Annotated in this window: 12 protein-coding genes; 4 read left to right on the top strand and 8 right to left on the bottom strand. The window is 50.5% G+C overall.

Annotated features, from left to right (window positions below):
- Positions 1 to 35 precede the first annotated feature (35 nt).
- The gene (locus ACY3GB_RS15490) at positions 36 to 872 is read right to left on the bottom strand and encodes an isocitrate lyase/PEP mutase family protein (protein ID WP_463089536.1); all 837 of its coding nucleotides are present in this window, start codon (positions 870 to 872) and stop codon (positions 36 to 38) included.
- A gap of 143 nt (positions 873 to 1,015) precedes the next feature.
- Between ACY3GB_RS15490 and ACY3GB_RS15485 the strand changes: the two genes are divergently transcribed.
- Entirely contained in the window at positions 1,016 to 2,221 is a 1,206-nt protein-coding gene (locus ACY3GB_RS15485; RefSeq protein ID WP_463089535.1) for a bifunctional transcriptional activator/DNA repair enzyme AdaA, read from the top strand.
- 312 nt (positions 2,222 to 2,533) lie between these two features.
- Here ACY3GB_RS15485 and ACY3GB_RS15480 read toward each other — a convergent pair whose 3' ends face one another.
- The 4 genes from ACY3GB_RS15480 to ACY3GB_RS15465 all read right to left on the bottom strand — a co-directional run bounded on the left by ACY3GB_RS15480 (position 2,534) and on the right by ACY3GB_RS15465 (position 5,877).
- Entirely contained in the window at positions 2,534 to 2,926 is a 393-nt protein-coding gene (locus tag ACY3GB_RS15480) for a RepB family protein (RefSeq protein WP_463089534.1), read from the bottom strand.
- 91 nt (positions 2,927 to 3,017) lie between these two features.
- Complete coding sequence (locus ACY3GB_RS15475; protein WP_463089533.1) at positions 3,018 to 4,175, bottom strand: YagK/YfjJ domain-containing protein; 1,158 nt, start codon at positions 4,173 to 4,175, stop codon at positions 3,018 to 3,020.
- A gap of 447 nt (positions 4,176 to 4,622) precedes the next feature.
- Entirely contained in the window at positions 4,623 to 4,847 is a 225-nt protein-coding gene (locus ACY3GB_RS15470) for a helix-turn-helix transcriptional regulator (protein WP_463089532.1), read from the bottom strand.
- 325 nt (positions 4,848 to 5,172) lie between these two features.
- Positions 5,173 to 5,877 (bottom strand): hypothetical protein, encoded by a 705-nt coding sequence (locus ACY3GB_RS15465; RefSeq protein WP_463089531.1) that lies wholly within the window; start codon positions 5,875 to 5,877, stop codon positions 5,173 to 5,175.
- A gap of 138 nt (positions 5,878 to 6,015) precedes the next feature.
- On the opposite strand from ACY3GB_RS15465, the gene ACY3GB_RS15460 reads away from it, so the two are divergent.
- Positions 6,016 to 6,324, top strand: a complete 309-nt coding sequence (locus tag ACY3GB_RS15460; RefSeq protein ID WP_463089530.1) for an H-NS histone family protein — start codon at positions 6,016 to 6,018, stop codon at positions 6,322 to 6,324.
- A 251-nt stretch (positions 6,325 to 6,575) separates the two neighbouring features.
- Here the strand turns inward: ACY3GB_RS15460 and ACY3GB_RS15455 are convergent, their stop codons facing one another.
- Positions 6,576 to 10,934, bottom strand: coding sequence for an EAL domain-containing protein (locus ACY3GB_RS15455; protein WP_463089529.1), 4,359 nt, complete (start codon positions 10,932 to 10,934; stop codon positions 6,576 to 6,578).
- A 518-nt stretch (positions 10,935 to 11,452) separates the two neighbouring features.
- Between ACY3GB_RS15455 and ACY3GB_RS15450 the strand changes: the two genes are divergently transcribed.
- The gene (locus ACY3GB_RS15450; protein WP_463089528.1) at positions 11,453 to 15,292 is read left to right on the top strand and encodes a PAS domain-containing hybrid sensor histidine kinase/response regulator; all 3,840 of its coding nucleotides are present in this window, start codon (positions 11,453 to 11,455) and stop codon (positions 15,290 to 15,292) included.
- 136 nt (positions 15,293 to 15,428) lie between these two features.
- On the opposite strand, the gene ACY3GB_RS15445 is transcribed toward ACY3GB_RS15450, so the two are convergent.
- Entirely contained in the window at positions 15,429 to 15,983 is a 555-nt protein-coding gene (locus ACY3GB_RS15445; protein ID WP_463089527.1) for a hypothetical protein, read from the bottom strand.
- A gap of 257 nt (positions 15,984 to 16,240) precedes the next feature.
- Between ACY3GB_RS15445 and ACY3GB_RS15440 the strand changes: the two genes are divergently transcribed.
- Complete coding sequence (locus tag ACY3GB_RS15440; protein ID WP_463089526.1) at positions 16,241 to 16,474, top strand: hypothetical protein; 234 nt, start codon at positions 16,241 to 16,243, stop codon at positions 16,472 to 16,474.
- A 402-nt stretch (positions 16,475 to 16,876) separates the two neighbouring features.
- On the opposite strand, the gene ACY3GB_RS15435 is transcribed toward ACY3GB_RS15440, so the two are convergent.
- Positions 16,877 to 17,908 carry an SEL1-like repeat protein gene (locus ACY3GB_RS15435; RefSeq protein WP_463089525.1) on the bottom strand — a complete coding sequence of 344 codons (1,032 nt, stop codon included), beginning with the start codon at positions 17,906 to 17,908 and terminating at the stop codon, positions 16,877 to 16,879.
- Positions 17,909 to 17,911: the final 3 nt, after the last annotated feature.

The following is a 17,911-nucleotide window of genomic DNA, read 5'->3' as shown; positions in this document are numbered from 1 at the left end:
AAAAGACGTCGAACGGCCTGGCTGTGGATAGATTTTCAGCCCCTGGCGAACAGCGCTTCCGCCTCGGCAAAGCCATAGTTATGCGCGTTCATCGCCGGCCACTCGTCCTGCATCGCCTCATCAGCCATGCGCCGCACCAGACCCATCACCGCCAGCATCGGCCCCACGCCCAGGCTGACCCGCAGCACCCCGGCGTCGAACCAAGCGTCCGCGCCAATCATCCCTGGCAGCGCCATCAAATTCAGAGGACCACGCAAACGTTGCGCCAGCCATGCCGCCTCCGCGACATCGCTCAACCCCGGCACGAACACCATGTCGGCCCCGGCAGCCAGATAAGCGTTGCCGCGCGCCAGCGTCTCCTCCAGCCGCCGCTCCGGCGTCACGCCAAGATCGAGCAGATAGGTGTCGATGCGGGCGTTGATCCACAGGGGCGCGTCCATCTGACCGGCAGCCTGCCTGGCCGCGGCCAGGCGCTCGCACTGCGCCGCTGCGTCGAACAGCGGCTGCGGCAGCCACCCGTGGCCGTTGTCCTCCAGGTTGACGCCGACCGCGCCGGCCTCGATCGCGCCTTTCACCGTCAACGCCACATCCGCCGGCGCCAGGCCATACCCCGCCTCGATATCGGCGCTGACCGGCACCGCCACGCTGGCTGCGATACGGGCGATCTCGCCCAGCATCGCCTCGCGGCCTATGCGCTGGGCGTCGCCCAGGCCGCAGGCATAGGCGATGCCGCCGCTGGTGGTGGCGATAGCCGCATGGCCGGCTGCCTCGAACAGCCGGGCGCTGGCAGCGTCCCAGGCGTTGGGCAGCATCAGCCGACCCTGCAGGTTCAATTGGCGGAAGCGTTCAAAACGGGACAAAGGCGCAATCATGGCGCGTACTCCGGTTGGAAATGGGACGCCATCGTCGCTCGGTAGCCACTCGTCGGCTGGCGGTTTTCGGCCATCGACAACCTCCCGGGGTCAATGTCCGAAAACCGCTGGCCGGCGCGGCGCGTTGCCCGCATCATCGCGCGATGGAACTCGATCCCGATCTCTGCCACCGCGCATTGGCCAGCCGCGACGCCCGCTTCGACGGCCGCTTCTTCATCGCCGTGCGCAGCACCGGCATCTACTGCCGGCCAATCTGCCCGGCGCGCACCGCCAAACGCGAGAACATCGCCGTCTACCCCACCGCCGCCGCGGCGCAGGAAGCCGGCTTTCGCCCCTGTCTGCGCTGCCGTCCGGAAACCGCACCCGATTCCGGCGCTTGGCGCGGCGTGGCCAACAGCGGGCACTCTCACACCGTGGCGCGCGCGTTGGCGCTGATCGAGCAAGGCACGTTGGACGATGGCGGCATGGCAGAGCTGGTGGACAAATTGGGCGTGGGCGAACGCCAGTTGCGGCGGCTGTTCGCCGAACACGTCGGCGCCTCGCCGCTGACGGTGGCGCAAACGCGACGGGTACTGTTGGCGAAGCAATTGATCCACGAAACGCGGCTGCCGCTGACCGACATCGCCTTCGCCGCCGGCTTCGGCAGCGTGCGCCGCTTCAACGAAGTATTCCAGCAGCTATACCGCCGCGCCCCGGGCGAGCTGCGCCGCGATGCATCCGCTTGTCAAAACGCGCCAGGGGAAGTCAGCCTGCTGCTGCGCTATCGGCCGCCTTACGATTGGCCGGACATGTGGGCGCAATTGGCAGCCCAGGCTGTACCCGGCCTCGAAACCATGCAAGAAAACCGCTATGCCCGAACCTTTCGCTGGCGTGATACGACAGGCACGTTAAGCATCGAACCAACAAATGGCGAGGCGCTGCTGGCGACGATACGGCTGAGCCAATGGCAGGCGCTTAGCGACATCTTGGCCCGCTTGCGCGCCATGCTGGATCTGACGGCGGATCCGGACAGCATCGGGCACCATCTCGCGCAAGACGCCACGCTGGCGGACCGCATCGCCAATCGGCCAGGTTTGCGGCTGCTTGGCGCCTGGAGTGCCGCTGAATGGGCGTGGAAACAACAGGGCACACCAAGCGAACGCGCCATTTGGCTAACCCGGCATGGACTGCCGCTGCCATCTGCTGATCCCGCCTTCCCCTCTCTCAGCCACGCTTTTCCGCCAAGTTCGAACATGGAAGGCGACATGCCGCGCTCGGCTGAGCCGGACGCTTGCGATCCCGCCCTCGAGACAGTCTGTCCGGATGCTTGGCGGCCATGGCGCGCCTATGCCCTGCGCTACCTCGCTTGAAGCGACTCGGACGTCGAGCCGGGAAACCCGTGGGCGCTCGCAGCAATATCCATCCGCGACCCGGCAATGGCTCTGCGACAGACTCACCCGGAAACGCCCCCTGGAAAACAAGAAACCACCGCCTGCGGTGGTTTCAGGGAGAGAATCGTACGGCTTCGATGCAGAATGTTGAAATAGTGAACAATTCCATTGAATTTATTATGTTTTTTACATGAAGATGCTTACATGTGTACCTTAGCGTGTACCTAAAAAGGATTGCTCGACCATTGCGGGAAGACCTGAACACTGCCAGTCTGCCCCATAGGCTATTACTCAGCAGTAATTTTTAACCTTGTGACCACCGCTTGAGGAAACGATCCTTTTTTTGCCGGTTTCTACAACAATCGTCATTCTGGACGCCCCGCTCGCCCACACCCTCTTGACATCCACCGGTCTTTCTTGACTGCAAGCGACGGCTACAGACTTGCTCTCCGCAACAGGTGGATCCAACTGGGCATCAGGCGGTAATTTTGCATCACTCCTTGCATGCTGTAGCTTTTCCATCACAATCTGCTCAAGCATCGCTCGCTGCGTCACTCCCTCGCGCTCAGCAAGCTGTTCCAACGCCCGCTTTACCTTTGACAACACCGTCATGCTCAGCCGCTCGCTCTCACAAGCATGTCTAGCCCGATAGACCACCTGACGTTCCGCATTACTCTTTGCCATCACATCTTCTCCAACCTGCGGGGACAGGCTTGTTCATTACCCTGCCCCCGCTCTTGATCAAACCCTCAACTACCACAGTGCTGCCGAGACTCTACGTAGGCCGGGATGCCCGTCTGATCGGACTGCGCCGCAAAGTCCGATCAGTCAGCCTCGGCATGAACTGGAAATAGCGGTCCATCTTGGTCAGGTATGGCACCACCCGCTCCTTCAGCGCCGTGCGCTTCTCTTGATCATCACGATGGATCATTCCTACGGCACACTGCGGCTTACCGTGCCATTTCTGGTTGCAATTGAAGAACAACCCATCCCGACCAGTAATCTCGACCCAGTACTGGCCCAGCGTCGCCGCAATCGTGATGTCTTCGCGATGGTGACGGCCATCGAACAGCATCAGCACATGGAAGTGAAGGCCCTTATTCGGTGCCATCTCCATCTTCACCACGTAGCCAACCATGTGCGTGAAGAGACCATGAGATGCATTCTTCTTCAAGAACACTTCCAAGTCTTTCTTGGCACGCTCTTCTGAGATATGACGAGCAAACTCACCTTGCCCCATCCCATCCGGCCTGCGATAGCCGAGATCAAGACGTATTACCAATAAGCGAGAGTGGCACTCAAAAGACCAAGCCAGAAACTTCTCTACACTCTGGGTATTTTTATTAACTCGACGATTATTTGAGTTTACCGCTTGCTTGAACTCTTTTGTCTTTGCTGCCGCCCTTACCTGATCAACAAAATCATTTAATTTCTTGGCGAGCACCTGTGCATACAGAGCCTTCTTTTCACGGTGAGCCTTCAATTGATCAACAATCCCAGAATCATACGCAACGCGAACAAACGTCGAAATTTCCACCTCTAGAGCAAGACCATCTAAAAACTCTCTGTACTCGGGACGGGACAGAGAATTCAGCACGATACGAATCGTATTCCCAAGAGGAGACGCTCTTAGAAAATAATCTTCCGGCCTAGGCGGAGCAAAACTTTTATTCTCCCTATATTCTATTTTTTCTTTGCCAATAATCTTAGAATATTTGTACCCTAATTTTTCCGCCTTGAATTGATTATTCTTAGATTTAATGGCAGCAAACGCTGCACTTATGAGCTGCCTGATCTTCTCGACATCATCCACTGCTTCTGGTGAAATATAGTTCGAAGCATCCCCATCCTCATCACATATGTAACCGACCATGTGCATAATATCGTTGTGGTGATTGATACTTACATTGTTCTCTTCTTTAAGATTATTCATACCTATCTCATGATCTTGTTTGTTAAACATAATACTGATAACAAATAGATAACATTCACTCCACCGTCATCACATACCCGCAAAGCGGGCTAGCCGGGCACTTTCTAGGCCAAAAGCCAGCCATACCGATGCATTTGCCTTGCTGATGGATGAAAGAATTAGTTCCAATGTCAAAGCCAGAAAAAGCTATGCACGTGCTCACTAACAATAGCTGCAACCCATGCAAACCATGCCGTTTGAATTGATTCTTCAGCATCGAAAAACTAGTTCTTCGCCTAGAAAATCAAAGACTTAAAAAGCAACCAAGCATGCTCTTCTGATGAACTCACCGTTCACCTGTGCATCTACTTATCCACCTTGCCAATACTACTCAGTAATAAAAAAATACGACTGTTCACAACTGATATGGAAAGTGAGATGGTCGCGATAAGGTGTATCACGGCTAGATCAGCGGCAGGCCCGTTGGCACTCTTGCAGATAAGCCTCTAGCTCATGCTCCAGCCAACCAATGGCCTTAGGACCAAGACGGATAGGCTTCGGAAAGCGCGGGTCATAGCGGGGGGAATTCGGGTCCAGCTTGTCGTATACCGTGGAGCGGGACAATTTGAGACGGGACACAACCTCCTTGCAGCGCAAGATGATCGTGTTCAGGCAAGGCGTAGCAGCAGTCATTTGGACCTCCTCGGTCACCGTTGGAATCGATGAGGCCCAGAATAGTTGTCGTAGGAATTTTCGGCACGCAGTGTGCTAGCAGCTGAAAAAATAAATTCCTCTAAAATTGTAACACACTGATTTTAAATAAGTTTTTTAATTCAAAATGCCACCATCTCTTGCAACCACCGATTCAAGGCATACGAGGAGGAACACCGTAAAGTGCATGGCCATATGAGATGCTTAGGCACTAGGTGCAAGCAGAGAAGCCAGATATAAGCAAGCCCCGCCACAAACGAGGCCTGCGCTAATGGTAGAGGGAATTAGAGATTTAAGAAGTGCGATATTACTTGTCATCCTCATTAAAAAGGCCCTTAGCGTCTGGCATTTCTCTTAGCCATCCATAAAGGGTAGAGTGAGGAAAACCATGCTCTCGGTATTTCTTAGTACTAGTTCGCTTAGCCAACAATGGTACTTTACTTTCAGTGAGACAAGACTCTGACGATATTACTCTCGCAGCATAGCTTCTTGTTTTCCAAGGGCCATTTTCACGTACATAGCGATAAACCTCCTCCTTTAAAGGTCTATCATTCAAACTCCTACCTATGCCTCCTGCCCGAGGAATTGCACTACGCCCACGTTTAACTGACTCCCTGATTGCCTTTCCGGCGCCAATAGATCCCCACATATTGCCACACCAATAGCAGGCATCAAGAAGAAGCCCCTTAGCTAGCAACTCATTCCCCTCGGCATAGGCCTGTATAGCCTCTATCGCATAACTTTGTGTGATGATGAATAATGCACCTTGAGTGCTAATTTCCTCAATAGAGCCACTTTTGGCTTGCTCTTGAATATCTTGCAATGCACGATCCCCTGATACTTCAACCTCCATAAGGTGATCAATATATACTTTTTCAAACTTAGCACACTCTTCAAACTTCTCTGGCCAAACTTGATGATGAAAATCAAGGCATCGTGACAAAATATCGGCAGCAACTTCATTAACCGTCAACTCTTCCCGTGGTGTGACATCAGAAAACAGCACTTTCATTTCCCTTTCAAGTACAATAGCCCCCCAATTGTAACAGCAACCTATGATTTCGATAAAAACAAATTAAATACACAACTCTCTCTTGACCCGTATGAAATGATTCGATTAAATGGTGCACTTCATCACTAGGAGTATGGCATGGATTTGCAAGCACTGAGTTTTGTCGAATTGAAAGATCTTCTTGCACAGGTTCAAGCGGAAATTGGCCAACGTGAGAAGGCTGAAAAGGCTGAGGCCAGGAACAAGATCCTTCAGCTGGCTAAAGCCCATGGTTTGTCTTTGGATGACTTGTTCAAACAGGCTGAGAGCAAGGTTAAGAAGCCGGTAGAGGCGAAGTACCGTCACCCCGCAGATGCTTCCTTAACTTGGTCTGGACGCGGTCGTAAGCCGCTGTGGGTGCAAGCGTTGCTGGACCAAGGCAAGACGCTGGAAGAGCTGGCTATTTAATTGTTACATCGCAAGGCTCATTTTGTTGCGAAGGAATGATGCCAGGCAGGATTAACCAGGCTCATATTTGAGCCTTTTTTTATAGCGCTTACCGATCCGCTCGATGATGTCGCACTGCTTGCACCAGTGTCCCCGTATAGCGGCTGTCAGGGGAATTTGGTGATAACAATCATGAAGTTCCTAAACAAGCTTGTGATGTGTACAGATATAGTTTGGAACAAAGCAGTCTGAAATACCTTGATGGCAAGAGGCTAATTTGAGCGATTTTCATGATGAGCGGCGAGATTAATCCATGGATGGTTATGCTTAAGGCATTCCGCCAGATCTGACTTGGACAACGGCGAGCTCATCCAGAATCCCTGCAATACATCGCAGCCCAAGCGACGAAGGACATCCGCTTGTTCTTGCGTCTCTACGCCTTCGGCAATTACTTCAAGGCTCATAGCATGTGCCATCGAGATGATCATTTCAACCAGGGTCATGACCTCGCTCTTGTCAAACATGGTGCTGATGAAGGAACGGTCGATTTTCAGCGCATGCACCGGCAATTGCGCAAGATAGGCGAGCGAAGAATAGCCGGTGCCGAAGTCATCGATGGCGATGGCCAGATCGAAAGCGCTCAACTGGCGAAACGTTTCGATGCTGTCCTCGACGTTATCCATAATCTGGGTTTCTGTAATCTCCAGATCAATGCCACGCTCGTTAGGGTAGCGCTGTAGAACGGATGAAAGGGTGGAGACGAAATCCACCTGCTTGAGTTGCCACGGGGAGACGTTCACCGCGATGCGAGGGGCGTACAGGCCTGCTGTTTTCCACTCATGGAAATCCTCCACGGCCTGCCGCAGTACCCAGTTTCCGACTTGGCCGATCAACCCCACCTCCTCTAGTACCGGTATGAATTCGGCCGGCGGCACCAACCCCCGCTCTGTGCTTTGCCAGCGGACCAACGCCTCCACACCAATTAGCTGATGAGTACGAGCGTTGAATTTAGGCTGGTAGTGGAGGACGAACTGCTCACGCTCAATGGCCAGTTGTAATTTGGCTACCAGCGCCAGTGAGACGAGCGCGCGCTCCGTCATCTCCTGGCGATAAAACAGAAATGGCCTGGCCTCCGCCTTAGCACGATTCAGAGCCGACTCCGCCCGGTCTAGCAGGATGTTGGCTTCGAGGCCATCATCGGGATACAGGGCGATCCCAAACTTGGCTGATAGCCGTAGTTCGATATCCTCGATGACCGCCAAGGTTCCGCTTAAACACAGTTGCCGCAGGCCCTCAATCCGAAGAACAGCATCCTCTTCGCTTGATACATCAGACAGCAATATCACAAATTGATCGCCGCCATACCTGGCCAGCAGATGGACATCGAAGAGATGTTCCGACAACCTAAGTGCCAAAGCCTGGAGCAACTGATCTCCAACTTGATGGCCAAAAACATCATTTATAGTTCGGAAATGTTCGATATCCAGAAGTGCCACCGCGATCTTGCTGCCGGCACATTCTGCGTCCGTGATTCTCAACGCCAACCGCTCCTGCAGTAGGGCACGATTCGCCAAGCCGGTCAGGCTGTCGTAGTAGGCGAGGTAATCGAGTTTCTCTTCTTTTTGGATATGATCGAGAGCAAACGCGATGTCGCTGGACAACTCTTGCAGCAGCGCGGTTTCTTGCTTATCGAATACCCCGGCTTCTCGCGCATACAGGGCCAATACCGCGGTAGTCTCGCCATTGACTACAATGGGCAGATAGGCTACCGCCTGAGATGCAGGCTCGACAACGCCCTCACCAAGCGAGGCTTGCATCGGAGTATCACTGCAAACGACCATTTCCCCTGAACGTGCAGCGCGGCAAGCCGCGTACTCCCGGATCGGGGTATCATCCAGGGCATTGAAGCGGACCTGTTGCAGAGCATCATCATCCATGCCGCGATGTGCCACAACGGAGCCTTCCTGGCTGGAAGGATCGATGACACCCAGCCAAGCCTTTTGATACGCGCCGACCTCGACTGCAATCCGACATGTATCCTCAAACAGCTCATTTCGGTCATGGCAGCGCACAATCAAGGTGTTGATGCGGCTGAGCACCTCGTAGACTCGGTTGAGACGCTCAACATGCTGGCGTAACAAGGATTGTTGCAAGGCGATCGCCAATAACCGAGCGTAGGCTTCAGCAAGGGTCTGCTGCTCCGAACTGAACGCGCCCAACTCTCTGGATGTCAGGTTCATCATGCCCAGCAACGTGCTTTCCGCCAATAGCGGGATACGAATATAGGATTGAATACCTTGTTGATACAGCCGTTCCTGAGTGGACGAACGCTTGGGTAATGCTCCCAGATCTTCTACCCTACAAGCGTACCCTTGCTCCAAACGCCTCAAGTCATCCATCCCATAGCTGAAAAGGGACATACGCTGGCCAGGATCATATTTTGAGCCAGGTGCGAACTCTATCGCCAACACCTGCACTTCGCGTCCTCTCCGGTCGATAATCATGGCGCTGGCGCCCCAGAACGGAATTTGCTTGCGCAGATAGCGCAAACCAAGCTGCGCGATCTGCTGTGGCGTATGCGCGGCCAGGATGGCCCTGCCCAGTTCGTTCAGCGACTCAAGACGCTGCACATGCGCCTCCAACTCAGCACGGGCTTGTATCCTGTCGCTAATATCTCGTACGACCACCGTGATGCCATGCTTTCCATCCAATTCAAGCTTGGAAAACGACACTTCCACCGGGAAAACCGAACCGTCTGCACGAATACCCAAGATTTTGCCACCCTCGCTACCCGTTCGGCGGCTGATCGCGGTGCTCTGGTGGAACGCGTGCACATGTCGGGTGTGGGCGGCACGCAAAGCCGGCGGTAGCAGGATGTCCAGCGGCTGTCCGACAGCATCACGGGCTAGTCGGCCGAACATGCGTTCTGCCGCAGGGTTAAACAATGTGATGCGCTGCTCATGATCAATGGTGATGATGCCATCCATCGCTGAATTGACGATGCCGGCATGACGCTTTTCGCTATTGCGCAGTTCTTGATCTGCCGCCCTCTGCACGGTCAGGTCTTGAGTGACCAAGGCGAATCCCACCAAGGCCTCCGCATCGTCTCGAATCGCATAGACTATCGCCTTCGCCCAAAAGCGATCGCCATCTCGCCGTACGTGCCACCCTTCATGCTCTGCTCTACCATGTTCTTTCGCTTGAGCCAACAAGGCATCCGGCACGCCGGCAGCCTGGTCCTCTCGGGTATAGAAGCACGTAAAATATCGACCAATAATTTCATCGGCGGCATAGCCTTTGATACCCTGAGAGCCCACACTCCAGCGTTGTACTATCCCGCTCGGGTCCAGCAGGTAGAAAGCGTAATCCGTCACCGCATCCACCAGCAGATGAAACTCGTGCTCGCTGCGCCGTAGCGCCTCTAGCACCCGCTGCTCCTGACTCGTATCCAGCACCGCGCCATGAACATAGGCGTTCTCGCCGAACTGAATCAGTTGCCAAGACAGCAGCGCATGAAATGTCTCACCGCCAAATTTGCGCATCAGAACCAACTTGCCACAGACGCATTCCTTCTTCTGCATTTCGAGCATCAATTTGACTCTGTCATTTGGATTGACCCAAATGGCTAAATCGCGTGCGGTGCGGCCTATAACCTGATGTCTGTCGTAACCAAACAATTGTTCAAATGCCGGATTGACTTCGATGATACGGCCGTTGTCTAGACGCGAGAGTCCCATAGCGATCGGGCTGCCTTCGAATATCGCGCGAAAACGTGCTTCACTTTGCTGGAGCTCTGCGGACTTGGATTCCAAGGCTTGTACTGATGTGCTCAAACGAAGACGAGATTGAGACTGGTACTCACCCAGCATGCTCAACATCACGCCGTTGAGCACCAGTATGCTCACTTGCAGTAAGTCGACCACCGGATAATTGACCGCCGCTGACGACAAGGAAAACAGCATGAGCACGCTTCCGGTCGAAACGGCCGTCGCCAACAAACCGGGGCCCAGGCCGCCCAGAATGGCGCTCAAACCGATTGGAATCAGACACAGGATCAATAAGGGACGCTGGAAAAAGTCCACCGGAAGGTAAATGCGGATGGCTACCATCGCCATCGAACCAATGACCGCAAAGATATAGCTCTTCCAGCTTCCATTGGATGGCCGGAGCGATAGCGATGTCGTCAAACTTTCTTCGCGCAAGACACGCAGCCCCCGGAACAGCAGCACCGCCGTTACACCGGTAAACAGCGCATCCTTGCCACTCGCTATCCATACATTTTCCATCATGGAACCAAGTAACCAGTCCGGAATGACCAGCCATGACAGCGCCGCGACTATATAAACGATAGTCGTCGCCCATACTAGCCTGCGCGGGTGAGTGCGGACCCAACTTCCGAGACGCTTATGCCCCAGCAACCTAAGCAGGTTCTCTGAGTGCATTCTGTACAGTGAAAAGAACAGCAAGCTGGCGGTGACAAAAATAAACAGCACATCCCAGGCGCCTCCCTCTAGTGCAAATTCACCACCAGGACCATTCATCAAGACATCTGGCGTCACAAGCCAAGACAGGGCAATGAACACATAAGTCAATGTCACTGCCATTATCTGGTAACGATTACCCGCGAGCATATCCCCTCCCGCTGGAATCTAATTGGGTATTTAGTCATTTAAAAGCATGTAATAGTTCATCAGCAGATGAAGACCAAACATGCCAGATGTGGCACACATGCTCTCTTAAATTTAGGAGATAACGAGTGGTGGGAACAAGTCGACCTGATAGCTCCCGGCACGCCGCAGAAGCACGTCTCTCTTCCGCCCCATGCTTGCCCGACAAGCATCGACTACCTGGAGGAGTCCAAAGAATATATGGGCAATATCTGTACCTATTGGTTTCGATAGTCCCATAATTAAAATTAAACCCATCAAGGCGTCAAGACTCGCGACTGTTGTACTCAACAACTATTCTGATTCTGTGCATGGACCTATATATAACAATGCGATATTGAACAGGTTATCAATAAATAATTTAAACAGAGTAAATAATTTGTTACATACACGCAATCCGTTCTCTTCGAGTCTCTGCCTGCAAAAGGTAGTGCATATTGAGCAGGCAAGCCTCTGCGCAAATAAATGCGAAGGATAGGGTCATGGCATACATCAGTTTCAGAAATAGCCAAGCCTCTGCCATTGGCAGAGCTGTCTTAATTATCGTTCTGATTCTTGGCATGTTGCAGACAGGCAGCATTATTGAATCACTGAATGAATCGAGAGTGTCTTATCAAAAAGCCAATCGGATCTTGAAGTTGAACTCCATGATTTCTGAGCTTTTGGATGCATCATTGAAACAGCGAAATGAGAGCAACCAAATCAGAATGCTATTGACCAGAAATACACCACCCTCTGCAGAGGAAATCACACAGTTAATGCGCCTGGCGTTAGCAACCGACAAAGCCATGAGCCAGATCTCTTTGCAGCTGGCGGATGGCTATGTAGAAGACTATGATGCCGCTAAGAAAAGGCTGGATAATTTTAGCTCTGACTTTATGGCCTTACGAAAGGAAGCGTACACTACGCTGAAAAAATCAGCTTTCCGTGATGAGTCACTCAGTAATTTTCTCTATAACGCGACACAGCGATGGCAAAATGAACTTCAAAAAATCACCACGGAGGTGGGGGAACAACTATCCATAGCAGGCGACCCCAAGATCAATAGCTTAGCCTCCATTCGCCAGCGGATATGGCTGATGGATGGCTTGCTCAAATCGAATGCAGTATCGCTTATTCTTCGTGGACAATTAGGCCACGGTCTCAATAAAGACATTGAGGAAGATCTTGCATTTAGGCTAAACCTTGGGGTATTAAGTCTTGAGCAGCTGCAACCCGTAGTATATCGACTAAACGATGGGCATCTAAAAGCAGATTTTTCAAAATTAAAACAAGCTGCACTTCGTTTGCAGATGCTGTCCTATCTACAGTTAGCCGCTATTTCTCAAACGAAAGCGGTCGCCTCGTCAAGTGAGTATATTACCAACCTTGAAAACATTTCCAGCACGATTAAGAATTTAATTGACACGAGCGCCAATGTTACGAATGAATTAACTAATCAGAAAAGAGAACAGCTGCTTCAAATCATGTTACGGGATGGCTTGTTTGGAAGTATCTCTTTGGCATTGCTATTTGCCTTGCTTTTTTACATGGTTAAAAAAGTCATTCGCCCGCTGAGTTCACTCCAAAAGATGTTGGATGCCTCTGGTGATGCGATTCTGATTGTGAATGATTCTGGCCGTGTCGTTATTGCCAATACCGGCGCCAGCAAAATGTTTGGCTATCCGATCAAAGAGATGCATGGATTACCCCTTGAGGCAATACTTCATATCGGCAAGGATTTCATGGCCTTGCATGCCATACTTTCTGAATATGAAAGTCAAACGTTTACTGGAGAGGGAATACGACTAACGGGGGAGCGGTTTTACGCAGGCTTAACAATCAGTCGTTTTCAAGAAGATATTGGACATCAATGGAATATGCTCATTGTGCGTAATGAGCATGAGCGCACATTGGCAGAAAATTCATTGCAAGAAAGTGTCAGCCTACATGAAGCCATTTCCAAGGTGGAACAAATGCTTCTGGCTCGAGAGCCGCGCGAAATCGTTTTTGGCAAGTTGCTAGAGATATTTAAGCACTACACAGGAGCAAATGATTGTTTCATGGTCTCCTGGTCCGAGCGTGGGTCATCAAATAGCCACTTTGAGCTACAAGCCGGTACATGGCCTGATTACTTGCCATCTATTGATCAAATCAAGTCGCCATCCGACTTATACAACCTAACTCATCCTGATTCATCATGGGTTGCACTGCCCATTTCAATCGAAGACAAATTATTTGCCGGGGTATTTTTGCGACACCCCAATATGCCTAAGCTTTCACTTGGACTACAAATATTGGTTAGCACCTATGCCAACATGCTTGGTTTTTATGATGAAGAAAATCTGAGAAAACAATCAGAGCAATTACTACGTGCGGTCTTGCAAGAAGAAGAAGCGATCTATTCATCCTCACCTGTTGGGCTCCTAAGAATCAGCGGGCAGCTAGAAATCGTGCGGTCAAATCCTGCAGCGGAGAGAATCTTCGCTGTCAGTCAACATGATTTGGTTGGTATGCATCTGATGGAGTTGCTGGCCTCGGAAGAAGGTTGGGGAGAGCTCGCAGAACAAATTCAAAAATTAAAGAAGAAGTACATTCGCATCATTTCAGAGCAAGAGTGCTTAAGAGGCGATGGAGCGCCAATCTGGGTGTTATGGGAAGGTCAATTTTTGTACCAAGATATTGAAAATGATGAAATGGTTTTGGCATGCGTCGATATTACTGATAGAAAGATGACTGAATTGGAGCTTAGAACGGCTAGAGATCAGGCTAATGCAGCCAGCCATGCCAAGAGTAATTTCTTGGCTACCATCAGCCATGAAATTCGTACCCCGATGAATGGCGTGCTAGGCATGTTGGAAATATTGAGCATGACGCCGTTAAATCATGAACAGCACGATGCGTTAAGAACCGTGCAAGACTCAGCTCAGACTTTGATGAGATTGATTGATGACATATTAGATTTCTCCAAAATAGAAGCGCAAAAATTAATGATTGAAATGACCCCTACCGATATTCGGACACTCGTCGAAGGGGTCTGCTATCTTTTCCGCGATAACGCTATGAAAAAAGGACTGGCGTTAAGATTAAACATTGATGAAGCACTCGCCCCGACACACATCATCGACCCATTAAGGGTACGGCAAATTTTGCTGAATTTCATCAGCAATGCAGTCAAGTTTACCTCTTCCGGTCATATTGACTTCCGAGTAAACGTTCTGGAAATGGATGATAAATCACAAACACTGAGCTTTGAGATAGAGGATTCGGGGATTGGCATGTCGCCAGAAAACCTGGCGATGCTCTTTGAACCTTTTACTCAGGTCGATTCCAATACGACAAGACGGTTTGGCGGGACAGGCTTAGGTTTGGCTATTTGCCGTCGCTTGGCAGAACTGATGCATGGCCATGTTGCACTAAGCAGCGAAGAAGGACGGGGAACCTGTGCGACTTTCACCTTAATAGCGGAGTGCAGCGTCGAACCCGTTTCTCCAATAGTCTGGCCTGAGATTCGATCATTTCCCTCTCTCTCTTCGGATACCGAATCGGCTAGCAAAATCGAGAGTCAGTACCTACCTATTTTGTATGCTGAAGATAATCCTACCAATCGAAAACTAACACTGAAACAATTGGAAAAATTGGGATACCATGCAGATTGGGCGGAAGATGGAGATAGTGCTTTCAGAAAATGGCTAACAGGTCACTATTCCATGCTGTTGACAGACTGCCATATGCCGGGCGTGGATGGCTATCAATTAGCGCGATTAATTAGAGCACAAGAACATGCCAAGCCAGGCCTCGGTCATATCCCGATTGTGGCTTGTACTGCAAATGCAGGCCAAGAGGAATTAGACAAAACACAAGATGCGGGAATGGATGATTTCTTGACCAAACCGCTTTCCATTCATGCGTTGGCAAACACTTTGAAAAAATGGGTACGGAATCATCCAGATACCCAGGTTGATGAATGCCACGAGGAAAATAAAAAGCAGGAGGGCATCCCCATCGACCGATCCGTGCTTGAGGTGTATAGCGCGGGTGACCTCTCTGTTGAATTGGATATTTTACGCGAATTCCAAGAATCAAATAATGATGAAGTCAAAGAGCTTCGGCAAGCGCTGGCCCATTCCGAATGTGAAAAAATTGAATATTGGGCACACAGAATCAAGGGAGCCAGCCGCATGGTAGGCGCCAACGAATTAGGCATGGTGGCAGAGCGCATTGAGCAGGCGGGAAAGAAAGGAGAGCATGAACTTGCAAACGCTTTGATGATGGAATTAGACAAAGTACTCTCAGAATTTAACAATTGGCTCAAAATAGAAACAGAGATGTTAGTTAAATAAGGAAATATTTTCGGCAAACACGTGCGATAGCCGTCATGATGTTTTTGTCAGCCAGAAATTGAAATTTTATGGCTTGGATGAAATTTGTGTCTTGCCGCAAAATGACATGCCTGCTATGACAGCATCTACATGCGCCTTATAGCTTTAAAATTTCTTTAGCGGTATTTCTTTGAATACAATTCTCGGCACCAATTGACATGAGGCCAAGCTCAAACAAACCTGTCGGAAAATAATTCTTGCCATCTTGCCTCCTATAATCGTTCGCCCCACAAATCATGGCCGCAGAGAAAAGCTGATCATTCTGCAAATAGCCTATCACGGTCTCCTTAGGGCTCAAGTCCGCATGATACCCATATTTTACCAAAATAGAATTCAGGTTTCTTATGAATGGTGAAGCATTAAACAAAACCAGTAGAATTTTCGAAAATGCAATATCGGTAGCGAGAGCACGTTTTGCATTTTGGCCTGGCAGCCCCTTGCTAATTGCACTGACGATCCCCGCAACATAGCCAAGTAGCTTGAATAAATCGTCGGACACTTTGCTTTCTGATGTCATTTTTGCTCTGACTTGCTGAGTCAACGGCGCTACGACGATATAAATAAAAGGAAAGGCTAAGGTGGATATTTCCCCCTCGGCACGCAAAGCAAGATGGTATCGGCACTTAGCCTTAAACTCCATTAGCATACGCATGGATTTTCCTTTCCTCTTTCTCAAGAGCACGCTTTATGCAATTAAAACAAATACAACAAAATACCAAATGCAACAATCACTTCTATCAGCATAAAGTAATTAATAGCAACAACAAGTCAATCTCTTTGGCTCATTACTTCCAAGTAGTCGTGAGATCGAAGAATTGACATGCGGTTTTTAGAATACGTAAGAGTCCGTAGTTCGGAAGGATTCAGGATTCGCTAAGCTATGATTTGGATGTCGCAGAGGTAATGGCTATGTTCAACATCACAGTGGATTTCGTTGGTGGCGCACTCGATGGGCAGCAACGTGCTTTGATCGATGATGTAGAAATGGTGAAGCTGGGGTATCGCTCATATTTTCTCACGCGCGATAAAGACGGCCTCAAGCACTCGATAGCCGTCCCCATCGAGTGGCCCGAGGAGCTGGCTAACTGGACAGTCCTGGCCAAAATGGCAGTCGGCACCTTTGTGGAATCCAGCACTTTGTGACTAAATGAATTATGCCCGGTTTAGATGAGTAATTTTACACATCGTGGACGCTTCCAAAGCGCTCCGATCCGGTTTTCACCGTCACAGGCCCGTTAACGATGAGGCATGAAACCAGGCGCCAATTGCATCATTGACTGTTATGGGTCAGTCATTAGACGGGGATGGTAGCTTCTCTTGTTTCATACGGGAAATAAAATGCCAGCCTACCCCTCAGGCAGGCTGGCATGTCAGCAGAACACGCAACGGTGATGATCATGCATCCTCTGGAAGTCGGGCATCCCAGTCTGGCTGACCCTGCTTGGCTATTCATTCTTCCACCGCCTTGAGATCGGGTTGGTGTTCCATCGGGGGGCCTTGTGGCTGCAGGCGACGAGAAAAGAAAGCACCAGTGCCAACCCATATTTAGGGATTATCCGCACCTTGTGGTCTACCAGTCTTTGGGTCTAAACCCTTAGCCTTGGCCATCCTTTCAATCAGCTCCTCGCTTGGTTTGGGCGGGGCAATGTTGGCCTCATGATCTTTCAACCACTGAATCTTTCCATCCCACGAAGGAAGTTTGGCTGGTGGAAGTGGCACAATATCATCCAGTTCTGGGATAGATGGATGAAGGTAAGAGTAACGACCTAGAATATCGCTAATTTCCTTGTAACGACGGCTCCTCTCATGGTCCTTTTCTAGGGCCATGTAATACAACTTATCGGTAACAAGAGGACCGGAGAATGCTTCAGCCAGCGCATCTGCAGCAGTTTCATTCCCTCCTTTAACAGACAATTGGAATGCGACCAATGCCTTTTCTCGAAGTGAGGCCTCATCTTTCAAATCTATTCCCAACTCTAGGCCAGCCTTTCCATGTCCTTGCTCAGCGGCACACATCCGCATCTGTCGCGCCACTTCTGGGGCTCTATCGATAGGCGCCAATTTTTCTGCTACGTAATATTGCCCTTCAGGACTCCCCATATCTGCTGATTTTCGATAGTAGCGCAACGCCAGTTCCGGGTCTTTTTTGACGCCATATCCCGAATCAATGTACCGAGCCATATCGTAGTAGCCACCAGGTACACCTTGCTTGATCAGCTCTTCGGTCAGATCCAACGTTTCTTTTACAGGATCTGCTGTCCATGCCTGACCTTTTCCAATCATCTGACGGAGTTCAAGATTAGCCTTGTAATGGCCATGAGCAGTAGCAATGCGGTAGTAACGCTCTAGCTCTGGATAGAGGCTGACATCATCCTTCAGCAGATTGTTCTTTTGCACATATCGCGCGTAGCGATATAGCTGGTCAGAATTCTGGTCGAGCTTGGGCAGATGATCTTTTTCATATACACAGGTGAAGGCAAGATTTGCTTTTACTTCATCAAGGTTTTGCACAGTTCTTTCCTTATTGCCACAAGCAGCAAGTAGAAGGCATAAAGGTAACAGCGTAAGCCATTTCACGAC

The sequence above is a fragment of the Chromobacterium sp. Ag138 genome (genome assembly GCF_055181315.1).
Note: the sequence above shows the minus strand (reverse complement) of the source record. Positions and strands in the feature narration are given on the sequence as shown.